Consider the following 13,610-nt stretch of genomic DNA (forward strand, 5'->3'; position numbering starts at 1 on the left):
CTTGTGCTAGCTCGTCTCCAGCCTACGCCTCATATGATGTTTTTGTTCATCAGCTCACAGATTTGCTAACGGCTTCCTCCAGACTATCTCTCGCGATTTAGCCCTTGCCATTCGCTAGTAGTTATTGTTTAATAACAGTATGTTATTTAAACGGTGATCTTCCTACAGAGGACTTTCACCTCATAAGTCAATGCCCATGTCGGGCGTACACAAATGCGTCAAATACGACGCTCGTACCTCGCGCGATTTACGCAGGCGTTATTAGGTGAATAATAATCCCCACTAAATTTGTATTTGGTTCATGAATAATGAGAATGTCAATGAAAGCAGTATTTAGTATTAACCATCACAAACCTGTTTTTAAAAATATTAGTTTTTGGTTTTGGCTCATATTCCCCGTTATTATAGGTGGTATATTTGGTGCTTTAGTGTGGTTACCGCTTGAATCTTCACTGACTTCTTCTGGTTATAATTACTTTCTTGAAATAAGTAAATTACCACTTGGAATAATGAGTCTATTATTTCCAAGTGCAGGTATTTACGTAATTCACTACAAGTCTAAACAAACTTCTGAATTGATTTTAATAGGTAAAATTAAGGAGCTTTCCTGTAAAAAAGACAATCATATTGATTCTCTAATTTCCCTTGGTATTATAATTCATAGACTTAAGAACCATTTGTTTAATCTAGACAGGAAGTTGAATAATCAAATATTGGATGCCAAAATACTTAATCGTGAATTCGACGTAATTTATGCATGGTGGACTTCCATATTCAACGAACCTAACTATGCATTTTCTTTGACTACTTTATATCATGATCTTGAAAAAGCTGATGCATATTTTACTGGAGCGAATTTAAGCCTTTTAACTAACGAACGTGATTTCTTCAAACAGGGAACATTCTCAAAACTGTTAGCTGAATTAGATTTAATACATCTTAAAATCCTACGAAATAGCTCTCATTGTAAAAGTTATTTTCTCCAAGAGTGTATAAAAATAAAAAATTTATATTCAGTGACAGACTTAGACGATGAAAAGGAATTAGTATACGAACATCAGCAAATGGAAAAATATAAAAAAGACATTGCAGATTTGGAAAGTAAATGTTTATAAAATTCACCTAATCAGGTAGCTGGAGGCCTCTAACCTCCAGCCCCCCATCATGAGGGTCCGCAATGGGCGGTCCATCTCCCGTAATGAATATTGATCCAAATATCTCTCAATGACACTAAACCTTGTGACGCTAAATAGTCATTGCATAGTGCAATATAAATTCCTTTTCTTTTTGAGCTTCTATAAGGCCTTCGCTTCCAAGCGCCGACTTCTTGTACTGGTGATACCAGAGGCTATGGCGAGTCGTTCACTTACAGCCAGTTTTATTAAGCTGCGTACTTTAGTGCGTGGTTTGCGCCATTGCCGCCAGTAGCACATTCTTATCCTTCGGCGGATCCAAAGCCCTGTTGATCGGATCTGACAAATCAAGTTTAGACGTAATCACATAGGTCTCTTAAGTACGTCTACTTACATTTTACGGATAGCATTTATTTTATTAATCTTTTTGATCACTCCTGACTCAAAAAGTTGCTGCGCGCTGGACTTGAGCAATTGAGTTTCCTCAAGCGTTATATGCTCTTTAATGATTAAGTTTGCATAGATAATTTGCAACTGGTTTATTGCACGGCTTTTCTTTCTGCATTCAAAGCACTTGATCGCATGTGCATCAATCCAAAACTTTAATTCTTCAAACCAATATTGCTGCTCTTTAGCAAAAAATATAAACGCTCTATGACAATCAACACATTGCTCTTCTATATCAACATAGAGTAGCCTTGGATATAAACTGTCACATTGTTTTTCGATAACTGCGGGGATTGCCGTCTCAGGAAAGTAGCGAACACTTTTATACCACCAAAAGGCATTCTCGATTTCTTGCTTTGTATAACTATTACCAGAGAGGATTGGCTCGCTGCCATATCTTGGGTGGTTTACATAATTGGTCATTTTAGCTATTTACCCAGCACAATGAGGGTTCCTAAAACACCTGCAGCCACACCGATAATAAAACCAATTACCCAGCAGATAGTATTTAGTTTACTAAATAATGCAGAAGCAATAGCGTCTTCTTCTGCTGAGCCGCTTACTGACAGTTTACTGTCATGGGTTTGGTCTACTGTTGGTCGTGCTGGCAGTTCGCTGTCTGCAAGCTGCTGCAAAGTCATTGCAACCTGTTCAGGATTAACATGGTCGCCATTTGCAATCGTTATATTCTCAATAATGCCACTGCAGTCGGCCATTATTTCTAAAACAACCTTTTCAGTTTCAACATCAAATAACACATCACCGGCATAAACGAGTTGGCCTTCACTAACATAAAGTTTAGCGATATCTGCTGTGTGTATTGAGTCTGGAAGCGTAGGGACTTTAACATCTATGTTCATAATTCCTCCTTGGATATAATACCAATCGACTTAAATATTTAACCATTCTAGCGAGCTAAATGGTCAGTAACTTAAAACGATTGGTATAACACTATGTATTAACAATTAAAACTAAAAAACTGACAGCTAAATTATCAACCAAACGCGACATTAGCGAACACGGCGGTCATCAGTATCGGACACACATAACGTATGTACTGAGCAAACCAATAACGCATGCCACTTGCAGCCTCATTTAATTGATTACCACGGCGCCACAACCACCCTACAGTGATAAAGTAAAATAAGCCCATAAGCGGTAATTGATACTGAGTCAGTACCATGATCACTAAACCAAATAGCCAATCAAAATTGAAAATAATCAACGATGACGCGGCTAAAACCGTTAAGCTCACTAAAAACGTCGCTTTTTTACGCTCTACTTGATGGTTTTCAACTAAAAAAGCCACTGGAATTTCAGTTGATGAAATAGTCGATGTGAGTGATGCAATCGACATAAGTACAAAAAACAGTAAACCAACCAATAAGCCAATTTCGCCCATAGTATTAAATAACTGCGGTAGAATTGCGAAAATTAGTTGCCCTTCTCCCACTAATTTTCCATCACTAAATACTTGCACGCCATTGTGCTGCGCCACGTAAATTGCAGGAATAATTAATAAACCAGCTAAAAAGGCAACCCCTGTATCAAGTAACGCTACCGACGCGGTTAACCGCGGCAAATTAGCATCAGGCTGCAAGTACGAGCCATAAATCATCATACAACCGACACCCAGTGACAGCGAAAAGAACGCCTGCCCCATTGCCGCAATAATTAAACCTGGGTCGAGTATTTGGCTAAAGTCTGGCACTAAATACGCAGCAAAGCCTTCACTTGCGCCATCAAGCGTGGCTATATAAGCAATTAGCACAACGAGTAACACTAATAGCATCGGCATTAACCGTCGCGACCATGTTTCTATGCCAGATTTAACACCTTTGAGAATAATACTCGCAGTGAGGATCAGCATCAGTGGTGTAAATACAAAATTACGCGCCATCGAATCCGTGTGTAAAAACGTACTGACGGTGGTAAATCCAAAAAAGCTAGCAATGGGTTCAAGGGCATAAGCAAGCATCCAACCTGCAACAATTGAGTAAAAGCTCAGCATCACAATCGCACCGGCTAAACCTAAATAACCAGCAGCAGCGCCTACTTGCGGTGCTTGCTCTTGCCATGCTTGTCTAAGTGCTTTAACCGGATTAGCTTGCGCTTTATGACCTAAGTACAACTCAGTGTATAAAGCTGGCAAGGCTAAAAAAAAGATAACTATAAAATAGACTAGTAAAAACGCGCCGCCGCCATGATTTGCCGCTTGCGTGGGAAATCCCCAAATATTACCTAATCCAACTGCAGCGCCAGAAGCTGCTAAAACAAAGCCAAGGCGGCTTTGAAAACCATCACGCAATTGTGCCATACATCTACAAATCTGTTATTATTTTTCATTATTGTGAATTAAACCATATTTAACTCTCACAGAGTAATAAATTTGCCTTGGCTTAATTAACCAGCGCACAACCGCACAAAATATAAACATGTTTGTTCTTTTATCACTTTAATTGTGGATTTTATGCCTGCGTTATTTTTTCAACAGCAACTCGTTATCACCAAACACAGCGTGCAGCCGTTCAATGCGAATACTATTTTATTATTTGACGCCCAGCAGTTAAATGTTGATGAATTTGATTTAAACGCACTATTAAGCCCATTTGAACTGACGGTTATCACCCGTAGAAAAAGTTACAAAGCCAAGCAAGAATATTTAGCCACTCGGCTACTGCTTAAGTATTTGCTAAAGCAAACGATGCCACAATTTCGTGAGCTAGCAAATAACCATATTAGCTCTGAATTTGACCAGCAAAGCAGTAAATTACTGCTACATATAACTGACAGTGACACTGTATTGCGTAGTTGTTTATCCCACTCTAATGGTTTTGTGGGTGCTGCATTAAATGTAGAACGAATTGAATTTGGTTTTGATATTGAAAAAATAAACCTGAAGCGTCCATTTGCAAAGCTCGCTAAGCATTTTTATCATCTTGATGAGGTAAATTTAATAACGCAAGATCAGCAAAGTGCAGAACGATTTTTTAGAATATGGACCTTAAAAGAAGCACTTGCCAAAGCCACCAGCCAACCAATTGCAAAATTACTCAGCCCCAATGTATTTACTGAACTTGAGCGAGCAAATTTAACAGCGCTGAGTTGTCAATATCATGAGTTTGATATCAGTGTGGTAAGTGACAAGAGCACTGACTGGCAGTGCTCTGTGGTAAATTCAACCGCCCAATTACGCGGCGTTTTGAACTTCTAATAAACGGCTGTGGATCGCTTGCACAACAAAGTCTGACTCGCTCTGCTCCACTAAAAAGCACAGGTTATGTTTACTTGCGCCATGACAAATTAAGCGAATATTAAAATCGCTTAATACATTCATTAAGTTAATTTCTTGCTGACGTAATTGAATTTGTGAACCAATTAATGCCACTAAGGTTAAGTTGTTCTCAACCGACACGTGGCAAAACTCCGCTAACTTATCAAGGCATTCTTGATCAAGCTCAGGACGCGAGGCATTTGGCGCATTATCTAAAGTAATTGCAACACTTATCTCTGAGGTAGTTACCAAATCAACCGAGATATTAAACTCACTTAAAATTGTAAACACGTGGGCTAAAAAACCACTAGCCAAAAGCATTTCGGGGCTTTTTAAGGTTAACAATATTTGATTTTTACGCTGCGTGACAGCACGAATTCCGGGGATTTGTGATTTCTCACGTTCGATCCAGGTACCACCACGTTCAGGCTCACGGCTAGAACCAACAAACACACTAATATGGCTGCGGCTCGCAGGCAAGATCGTTGCCGGATGTAATACTTTCGCCCCAAAGGTAGCCATTTCGGCCGCTTCATCAAAACTTAAACGCGCAATCGGCGTAGCCTTAGCACATAAGCGCGGATCGGTGCTAAAAATGCCCACGACATCAGTCCAAATGTGCACGCTTTTAGCGTTTATAGCTTCGGCCAGTAATGCCGCACTGTAATCTGAACCACCACGACCAAGTGTGGTAGTTTGACCATGCGCGTCACTGCCTATAAAGCCTTGAGTTACAATAACCTGTTCAGCTAATAACGGAATTAAATGCTCTTTTGCGGCCATTGCTGTTGCAGCTACATCTGGGGTTGCTTTAGAAAACTGGCTGTCGGTTTTTAATACCTGTCGCACATCAAAACGCACCGCATTTAAGCCATTTAAACGCAGTACCTGAGTAAATAAATAGGATGATAAACGCTCACCAAAGCTCAATAACTCATCGTGTTGTTGCTTTGATTTTAGTGGTTCACTGGCAAGTGACTTAAAAGCTTTAATGGTTTCATCAAAGCCATGAGCTAAATCAGCATCCAATGACAGCTCATTTAAAATAGCTTCTTGAATAGCAATAACGCCAGCAATATTCTCATTGCGCTCTTCTGCTGATAAATCTTTTTTACATAAGGTCACAAGGTGATTAGTCACTCCTGCGCTGGCACTAACGGCCACTACTCGTACGTTGTTATCGGCTACAATAATTTCACTGCAACGGCTCATCGCTTCAAAGTTAGCCACACTGGTGCCACCGAACTTTGCGACTACGTAGTCTGATTTTTGATTTTGTGCTGACTGTTGCAAGTTAGTTGCAGCTAATTGGGTATTCATGTCGTCTCCTTTTGTGGCATTCATACCACGATAAAACAAGAAGAACTTGGCAAGGGGGTGCTCGATAAGAAAAGTCCACTGCCAGAAGCTCTCCACCTAATTGGTGACAGTTTTGAGGATTCAGCCCCATAAACCGAAAAACCACTGTGACGTCCAGTTGCTTTCCTCGGCGAGTACTTCCCTCCTTAATGATTACAGGCATACGTCGCCTAACATTAAGTACCTAAGTACCGCACCTCTTCTGAATGTTAGATTAATTACGTAAATTATTAGCAATTAAATAACAAAACCCGCTATTAAGCGGGCTTTGAAAGTTATCGTTTAGACGTCTAGCTGTCAAGTTGTTTTAAATAATAAAAGCAATTAAATAAAGCTACCAGCTAAATACGATCCCATATAACCAATTGTATAAGCGATTAATAAATACACCGACATACGTAAATAACTCATAAAGGTAAGCGCTTTTACTTTACTCATAGCGATAATACCGGCAGCCGAGCCAATAATAAGCATGGACCCCCCCACCCCAGTTGCATACGTAAACGACAACCATTGTTGTGGACTCATCACTATTTCAGCTTTAAGTAACGCAGCCGTTAGCGGTACGTTGTCAACCGCAGCGGATAATATACCCATTAAATAATTAGCGTATTGTGCTGGCATTAACTCGTAAAGATGAGTGAACTTACTGAGCATACCGACTTCTTTTAGGGCGCCTACAAGTAATAATACGCCAACGAAGAACAGCAAGGTGTCGTATTCTATTTCGCGAATATAATCGATGATTTTTTTATTCACATCTTTTTTGCGCATTAAAAATTGCGCTACTAAAAACATCAACGACAAACCAAATAAGAAAGTTAACAAAGGCGGCACATGATAAAGCACGCTTAACGTTAATGTCCCGACAATCGTTGATAAGAAAATCACTGCAATAGTGATATCTGTTTTCTCAATGCGACGGTCCTCTTGTTTGGTAAACTCAACTTGGCCGTTGAGTCCAAATGACAGCATAATGGCCAATAGCGCCACGCTAAATAACGCAGGCACAACCAACAATAGCAAGTGACCAATGGTAACTTTGTCATCAAGGAAAATCATCAAGGTAGTAACATCACCGGTAATTAACGACACTCCGCCCGAGTTCACACTAAAGATGATAAGCGTAGCGTATTTAATTAGCTTTTTCGGATCGAGTTTTAACGACATCACCACCGCAAGGGAAATTAATGTGGCTGTGATATTGTCTGAAATCGACGAAAATAAGAAGGAGAACCCGCCAATCAAAAACATCAGTTTGCGTTCGCTAATAGCACTGGGCATTATCTTATGCACAATATTTTGGATAAAACCCTTGGAGTTCAAATAGGCTACAAAGGTCATTGCAGCCATTAAAAACAACCAGAGTGTGGCAATCTCTAAAATATTGTGGTCAAGTTGATGTTGTACGTTTTCGGGGCTTTGCCCGTGAAGCGGCGAGATAAATAAGATAATCCAGCATAAAGTACCAAAGAAAAGCGTGGTTTTGGCCTTGTTTACATGGATAATATCCTCTATAACGATTAGCACGAATGCTAGCGTTATCAGGGTTAGGATAATTGCAGTTACCATGGTGTTTGAACAACCTTTATAAAAATGTAAAAATTGTATGTTATGAGCCGCAGGACGACACGGCGCGCAGTCTAGCACCAAAGAATGTGTAAAACTATTGTCAATTTGCTTTTCTACGACTAATCGCTGAGGCCTAACAAGCCGGCTTTACAAGATAAATTAGGATTTTTGGAGTTTTATGATCCCAGCTAAAAAGTTGCTAAATACCCTAACAGAGCACTGGGGAATGTTAGAGCTGCTATTTAAACGTTTTAAAATGGCTGATTTCAGCCTAAAAGACGTGCAAAATGCGATCAAACAAAAACAACCTACGTGGTCAAATGAGCGCATTTACAAAGAAACCAACCGCCTTTTAAACCAAGATATTATTATTCCCTTGGCTAAATCGTCACAACTTGAAATTAACCGTGCAATTGCAGATTTTGCCACTTTTTTATTGCAGGAAGAACATTTAGGCTTGGCGCAAGAAATTAGCGTGCTGGTTGAAGATTTAGCCCGTTTGGGTAACCGTTTAGACAATGCCGGTAGTATTGAAGACTACGACGAGATGCGCCGTTTTAGCCGCATTATGGATGATCGGGTGCGTAAAATAATGAAACTATTTGCCCACAACGAAAATGCCATTTTAAATATTGTAGAACAAGCAAAAGCTAATAATGCGGTGCAATCATTACAAAAGCGTTATCAAGCGGTGATTGAAGCATTTGATGAATACATTGAACCAATGCTTGAAATGGTCGATATTCGTGGCGATTTTCATGCTTGTTTTAATACCATCGAAACACAAATCAGTACGCAAATCGAACATATTGAACGCAGCGGTAAAGCTTATCAAGATAAACGCATGCTTGAACGATTACGTACCCGAATTTTAGAAATGCATTTAGTTGGTCGCGAAAGCCTGCGTAAAAGTGCCGATATGCTAATGCCACTGCGTGAAGAGTTGCGCCGTAATAATATGATCACTCGTCAAGCAGCTAAAGTACTTGGTTTAGTACGTAAAAATGGCGTTGATAATATGCTCAGCGCCGTACAACCACATTTTGTCTCTGACACGCAGCGGTTCTCATTGGGGCAACAGCGCCATATGGTCGCTTATATGGCTGCACTTGTTGAGTTTGAACACAGTGAATACGAACTTCCTGATCAACAAGATGTGCCTGCTTTTGTTACGCCAAATATTCCAGATTACAATAATGTTAAAGCAAACTTTAAAAAACGCTTCAATGCTAAACGTAAAAAGCCACAACCATTATTGACCTTTTTAGAGCAAAGCTACCCAGACCTTGAAGCCGACGAAATGCTGTTTTTATATCAAAAGCTGGTAAGTGACACCGATATTGAAATCAATCAAAGTGATGAAAAAATGCGCGTGAAAATTGCCGGGCAACATTTTTCTCTTTTCCCTTTTAATTCTAAGCCTGTTGACCCTCAGCAAACACCAACAGTGGATGAGTAACCGTTATGACACAGATAAATTTAGATGAACTTAGTCATCTACAAGCAATTAATAAAAAATTAGTCACCGGCTATCACATTAGCGAACAAGACACCGTAATGTGGCAAGAGCTTGATCAACAAATTGATCATTACCGCGCATTATTCAGCGCCCTTGGCCACGATTTACAACATGACAGCCGTGGTTTTTATTACTTTGCCAGTGATGAAAGTACACCCAATATGGGGAAAATTTCCCGCGCGATTGCCTTAACCATTTATATCTTAATTGAGCACTATGCAAACTCAGGTAAAGACCCAATGCGTGCCTTATTTGATGAAGTGAATGATTTAGAACTGATGCAAACTTTAGTGCAAATGAACAAGCACTTATTTGATCAGCTCGAAATTTTTTCAGGATCAGACCTACGTAAAGACGTGTACTTACGCATGATTCGACTTGGCCTTGCCCGTGAAGTAGAAGGCGGCTTTATGCTGCAAGCACCTATCTACCGTTATATTGATGCCTTAATGGAAGTAAACGAAGAAACCTATATTGGAGAGGACGAATAATGAAAAACCTATACGGCCTCAGTAAGCTGGCATTATTAAACACCGCCGGTTATGCCAAATGTGTGATCCCGCTTGATAAAAGCAGCTCAATTTGTGCACCAAATAACACCGGTAAAAGCTCGGTGATCAATGCTCTGCAATTTCCGCTTATTAATGATTTACGCCTAACAGAATGGGACGGTCATGATTTAGACGAAACCCGTAAATTTTATTTTTCATCAGATCAATCCTATATTTTACTCGAAGCCGACCTACCCCATGGCCCGGTGGTGATTGGTGTAGCTGGGCTTGGTAAAATTGCCGGTTACGCGCATCAGTTTTTTTGTTACCAAGGCAAGCTTGATCTTGAGCAGTATACTCAAGGTAAAACCATCATTAAGTTCACTAAACTGTTTAATCATTTAAAAGAGCAAGGCTTTAACCCTATCGAGCTTAAAGCGCAAGAGCTCAACGCACTATTAACGGGTGGTGCCACGCCATTTGATGGCGACATTAACTTAAAGATGATCCCGCTTAACAACGTGCAAGATTCGGCAATTTATAAAGAAATTTTCCGCCGTATTTTGAACCTGCATAAATTAGGCGCTGCCGACGTAAAGCGCTTTATGTTACGCGTATTTGAACGCCACATGTCAAACTCAAAGGTCGATTTTTATGAAGTATGGCGTCGCTCCTTTGATAAAGTAAACCGCGCAAAACGTGAGCTAAAAGCACTCGAGTCGATGCAAGAGCCTATCAGCGCCCTTGAATCTATGCTTGAAAACCAAACCGTACTCAAAGGTAAATTAGCCGCATACGCCCCCAAAATTGACCAAGCATTAATCGATTTTGATAGCTACCAAGAGGCGCAATTGAGCGAGCTTAATGTTGCCCTTGAAGACATTGAACACGAAAAGCACGAGTTTGAACAAAAACAACAACTTTATGTACAACAATCGCGCGATATTGAACGCAGGCAAACACAAATAGAGCAATGGTTTTTAGACTTTGGTGCTCTAAAATCTGAATTTGAATTGGTTAACATGGCAACCTTAAAAGTAAGCCTTGGTCAATTAAAGCAAGATTACGAGTCACTATCGCATTCTATCAACAGTGCGCAAGGGCAAAGCCTGCATACTCTTGATTACCGTATTAGTGAAACACAAAAGCAGATCAAAAGCTTAAAGCTGCAGCTTAAAAATCTTGAGTTTAATTTATTTACCCGTATGCGCGAGGATTTATCACTTAAAGAAGTTGAAGAGATCTCGCGTATTCTAAACCCTGACATTCTGTCATTTGCCACCACCAGTAATGGTGATATAGATATCACTGATGAAGATGCCTTTGGTGCATTTTTAGAGCAATTATCAGATAACGTGAAAGGCGGCGTGCTCACCCTGCCAGGCGCGACCATCAAGCTGAAAAAACTCTCCCCGGTGCAGATGCAAAGCGGTGAAAATAAAGAGCAACTTACTGCGCAACTCAGCGCCCTTGAACAGTCACTCAATGAATTTAAGCAACAGCGTGATGTGGCCGCCAATGTGGCCGACAAACAAAAAGAAAAAGATGCCTTATACGATGAACTCATGGCAGCAGAAAGCGCACTTAAACGCTTTGAACAATTCCAGGTTATGCTGCAATCTATTGATGCACAAACACTCTTAAAAGAGCAATTATTGGCTGAACGCGAGCAAGTTGATAGCTACTTACAAGATATTCAAAATAACAGCGGTTCAATTAGTGATCGACGCTCGATTATTAAATCGAAAAAAGATTTAATTTCACGCCAAGCCGAGCGCCTACGCCAAGTGAAATCTGAACGAATTGACCACACGCTGGATTTATATAGCGGTAAAGTCACCCCGTATATGATTGATGTGCAAATTGATTTCGATAATCTCAGTGACTTAGTTCATCACTTTAATAAAGATTGTCAAGAGCTGCGTAATTTTGATATCAACGTTCGTAATACCTATTTGCATATTTACAATGCTGGTATTACCAAATTTGATAACGAAAACGACGAGTTTAGTAAATACCAGAAATTGATTGGCGCGTTCCATAATATTGATAACGAACGTGATGCGGTTGAACGCCAAGCCCGGGTTGCACTCACAGAAGTAGCCGCGACGATTAAGGGACTGCGTGAAGATTTAGACAGACTGCGCCGTGAAATGAACAGCTTCAATAAAGGCATTAGTCAGCATCGTATTTCAAACTTACAAGCATTTAAAATTAACGTGATACCACGCAAAATGTTGGTTGATAGTATTGATACCATCATCAGTACCTCAAATCAGTTTGAACAAGGTGATACGCTGGATTTACTAAGCCAAGAACCCTACAGTGAAAGTGCTGTCAACGAAGCAAAAGATCACTTAATTAAACTTGCCTCTGATAAAGCCGGTTTAACCCTTACTGACTTATTTGATATTCGCTTTGAAGTAGTAAACCGTGCAGGCGAAACCGAGCATTTTGAAAAGATTGATTCGGCTGGCTCAAACGGTACGCGTATCACCATAAAATTATTATGCGGTATGTTGTTTATCCGCTACTTATTAAGCGACCAAGAGCAAAACTTATACCGCATCCCGATTTATATTGATGAAGCGGCCGATATCGATCCGCAAAATCAAAAAGCAATCATAGAAACCGCCCTGAGTTTTGGCTTTGTGCCAATATTTGCCTCGGTGAAACCACAAATTAGCTGTGATTATATTGTGCCAATTCGCTCCGTTAAAGACGGCGCCCAGAACTGGGTAGATGAAAAGGATTGGATAGAAGTAGAGCATGAATAAGACAATAGCCACGTTTGTGTAAATTAATGCATCATTCAGTCAAGGACGACTAAACTAATTAGTACTTATCATGTATACAAATTACAGGTAAAAAATAACATTTCCTTGAATTAATTCTATGTTATGTTATCAAACGAATAGTAATTAAATTTGCCAAGGAGCAAACTCCATGAAAAATATACTAATTGCAGCTGCTGTATTACTACTAGCAGCGTGTGCAAAAACGCCTGATATTGACTACGACAAATCTGTGGACTTTGGTAACTACAAAACGTTTGCTTGGTTTCCACAAGCAACCTTGGCTGACGCTGGTAACTATCAAATCAGCCCATTGATGGAAAAACGTGTGCGTGAAGCGGTAAATGCACAATTACAAGCAAACGGTATGACACCTGCCGATGAAGCATCAGCAGATGTATTAATTAACTATCATGCCTCTGTTGATACTAAAGTTGACGTTGATACATTTAATGTAGGTTACGGTGCACGTTGGAACTACTGGGGCATGGGTTATAACACACAAACAACAACCCATGAATATGATGTGGGCACTTTAGTGATTGATGTTGTTGACCGTGCCTCTAACCAGCTTGTTTGGCGTGGTGCTCGTGAAGGTCGCCTTCAGAAGAAACAAACACCTGAAGAGCGTAACAAAGCAGTGCAAGAAGCCGTTGCAACAATTTTAAGTGGTTTTCCACCAGAAAAACTAAAATAGAGCTAAATTATTAAGGGCGTATAGAACTTTCAGAATTAAAATTTGTTCAATCTAGGGGCAATTTAATCGCGGCGCGAGATTTGTAATCGAGCGGGATCGATAACTGCTCCTAGGTTATTCAACTAGCTTACATCCATGTAAGAATAAGTAAAAATCGAGCAAGGTTACGGCGTCTTGCTCACGCCCTTTACTTACATCAATGTCATAGGTAGGTACTTAAGAAAAATATTAAGTACAGCCTTAAAAATTTGGCTCTACCCCATACTGAAATACTCCTGTTTTTCGATCGCGTTTGGGGTGCGCCCTAGCTGCATTTTTCCTCA

The 13,610-nt window shown here is 40.1% G+C and carries 11 protein-coding genes, 1 pseudogene and 1 riboswitch; of the genes and pseudogenes, 6 read left to right on the top strand and 6 right to left on the bottom strand.

Annotation, left to right across the window (positions count from 1 at the left end; translation table 11 throughout):
* Nucleotides 1–320: 320 nt before the first annotated feature.
* The gene (locus H5182_RS21485) at nucleotides 321–1,115 is read left to right on the top strand and encodes a hypothetical protein (protein WP_182760607.1); all 795 of its coding nucleotides are present in this window, start codon (nucleotides 321–323) and stop codon (nucleotides 1,113–1,115) included.
* A 47-nt stretch (nucleotides 1,116–1,162) separates the two neighbouring features.
* Here H5182_RS21485 and H5182_RS22445 read toward each other — a convergent pair.
* The 4 genes and pseudogenes from H5182_RS22445 to H5182_RS21500 all read right to left on the bottom strand — a co-directional run.
* Nucleotides 1,163–1,454, bottom strand: a pseudogene (locus H5182_RS22445) (hypothetical protein); the annotation flags it as partial.
* Nucleotides 1,455–1,523: 69 nt separating this feature from the next.
* On the bottom strand, nucleotides 1,524–2,003 hold the full coding sequence (locus H5182_RS21490; RefSeq protein WP_182760608.1) for a zinc-ribbon domain containing protein: 480 nt from the start codon (nucleotides 2,001–2,003) through the stop codon (nucleotides 1,524–1,526).
* Nucleotides 2,004–2,008: 5 nt separating this feature from the next.
* Nucleotides 2,009–2,440 carry a biotin/lipoyl-containing protein gene (locus H5182_RS21495; RefSeq protein WP_182760609.1) on the bottom strand — a complete coding sequence of 144 codons (432 nt, stop codon included), beginning with the start codon at nucleotides 2,438–2,440 and terminating at the stop codon, nucleotides 2,009–2,011.
* A 134-nt stretch (nucleotides 2,441–2,574) separates the two neighbouring features.
* A complete protein-coding gene (locus H5182_RS21500) occupies nucleotides 2,575–3,897 on the bottom strand; it encodes a sodium-dependent transporter (RefSeq protein WP_182719136.1) in 1,323 nt (440 codons plus the stop codon).
* Between the two features lie 153 nt (nucleotides 3,898–4,050).
* On the opposite strand from H5182_RS21500, the gene H5182_RS21505 reads away from it, so the two are divergent.
* Nucleotides 4,051–4,794, top strand: coding sequence for a 4'-phosphopantetheinyl transferase superfamily protein (locus tag H5182_RS21505; RefSeq protein WP_182760610.1), 744 nt, complete (start codon nucleotides 4,051–4,053; stop codon nucleotides 4,792–4,794).
* Here the strand turns inward: H5182_RS21505 and lysC are convergent.
* Entirely contained in the window at nucleotides 4,771–6,174 is a 1,404-nt protein-coding gene (lysC, locus tag H5182_RS21510; protein WP_182760611.1) for a lysine-sensitive aspartokinase 3, read from the bottom strand. The genes H5182_RS21505 and lysC overlap by 24 nt on opposite strands.
* A gap of 77 nt (nucleotides 6,175–6,251) precedes the next feature.
* Nucleotides 6,252–6,423, bottom strand: a riboswitch (Lysine riboswitch).
* Between the two features lie 114 nt (nucleotides 6,424–6,537).
* On the bottom strand, nucleotides 6,538–7,785 hold the full coding sequence (nhaD, locus tag H5182_RS21515; RefSeq protein ID WP_145242276.1) for a sodium:proton antiporter NhaD: 1,248 nt from the start codon (nucleotides 7,783–7,785) through the stop codon (nucleotides 6,538–6,540).
* A 178-nt stretch (nucleotides 7,786–7,963) separates the two neighbouring features.
* Between nhaD and H5182_RS21520 the strand changes: the two genes are divergently transcribed.
* The 4 genes from H5182_RS21520 (at nucleotide 7,964) to H5182_RS21535 (ending at nucleotide 13,287) form a co-directional block, all read left to right on the top strand.
* The gene (locus H5182_RS21520) at nucleotides 7,964–9,244 is read left to right on the top strand and encodes a hypothetical protein (protein WP_182760612.1); all 1,281 of its coding nucleotides are present in this window, start codon (nucleotides 7,964–7,966) and stop codon (nucleotides 9,242–9,244) included.
* 5 nt (nucleotides 9,245–9,249) lie between these two features.
* Nucleotides 9,250–9,795 carry a condensin complex protein MksE gene (locus tag H5182_RS21525; protein WP_149982697.1) on the top strand — a complete coding sequence of 182 codons (546 nt, stop codon included), beginning with the start codon at nucleotides 9,250–9,252 and terminating at the stop codon, nucleotides 9,793–9,795.
* On the top strand, nucleotides 9,795–12,572 hold the full coding sequence (locus H5182_RS21530; protein WP_182760613.1) for an ATPase: 2,778 nt from the start codon (nucleotides 9,795–9,797) through the stop codon (nucleotides 12,570–12,572). The genes H5182_RS21525 and H5182_RS21530 overlap by 1 nt, the downstream gene beginning before the upstream one ends.
* A gap of 169 nt (nucleotides 12,573–12,741) precedes the next feature.
* Nucleotides 12,742–13,287, top strand: a complete 546-nt coding sequence (locus H5182_RS21535) for a DUF4136 domain-containing protein (RefSeq protein WP_145242267.1) — start codon at nucleotides 12,742–12,744, stop codon at nucleotides 13,285–13,287.
* Nucleotides 13,288–13,610 lie beyond the last annotated feature (323 nt).

Origin of the sequence: Pseudoalteromonas sp. SG44-17, from assembly GCF_014164235.1 — a bacterium.
Classification (GTDB): Bacteria; Pseudomonadota; Gammaproteobacteria; order Enterobacterales; family Alteromonadaceae; genus Pseudoalteromonas; species Pseudoalteromonas rhizosphaerae.

Coding starts and splice junctions, on each gene's coding strand:
- lysC (WP_182760611.1), bottom strand. CDS start 6,174: ATGAATACCCAATTAGCTGCAACTAACTTGCAACAGTCAGCACAAAAT.
- H5182_RS21500 (WP_182719136.1), bottom strand. CDS start 3,897: ATGGCACAATTGCGTGATGGTTTTCAAAGCCGCCTTGGCTTTGTTTTA.
- H5182_RS21495 (WP_182760609.1), bottom strand. CDS start 2,440: ATGAACATAGATGTTAAAGTCCCTACGCTTCCAGACTCAATACACACA.
- H5182_RS21505 (WP_182760610.1), top strand. CDS start 4,051: ATGCCTGCGTTATTTTTTCAACAGCAACTCGTTATCACCAAACACAGC.
- H5182_RS21520 (WP_182760612.1), top strand. CDS start 7,964: ATGATCCCAGCTAAAAAGTTGCTAAATACCCTAACAGAGCACTGGGGA.
- H5182_RS21490 (WP_182760608.1), bottom strand. CDS start 2,003: ATGACCAATTATGTAAACCACCCAAGATATGGCAGCGAGCCAATCCTC.
- nhaD (WP_145242276.1), bottom strand. CDS start 7,785: ATGGTAACTGCAATTATCCTAACCCTGATAACGCTAGCATTCGTGCTA.
- H5182_RS21530 (WP_182760613.1), top strand. CDS start 9,795: ATGAAAAACCTATACGGCCTCAGTAAGCTGGCATTATTAAACACCGCC.
- H5182_RS21525 (WP_149982697.1), top strand. CDS start 9,250: ATGACACAGATAAATTTAGATGAACTTAGTCATCTACAAGCAATTAAT.
- H5182_RS21535 (WP_145242267.1), top strand. CDS start 12,742: ATGAAAAATATACTAATTGCAGCTGCTGTATTACTACTAGCAGCGTGT.
- H5182_RS21485 (WP_182760607.1), top strand. CDS start 321: ATGAAAGCAGTATTTAGTATTAACCATCACAAACCTGTTTTTAAAAAT.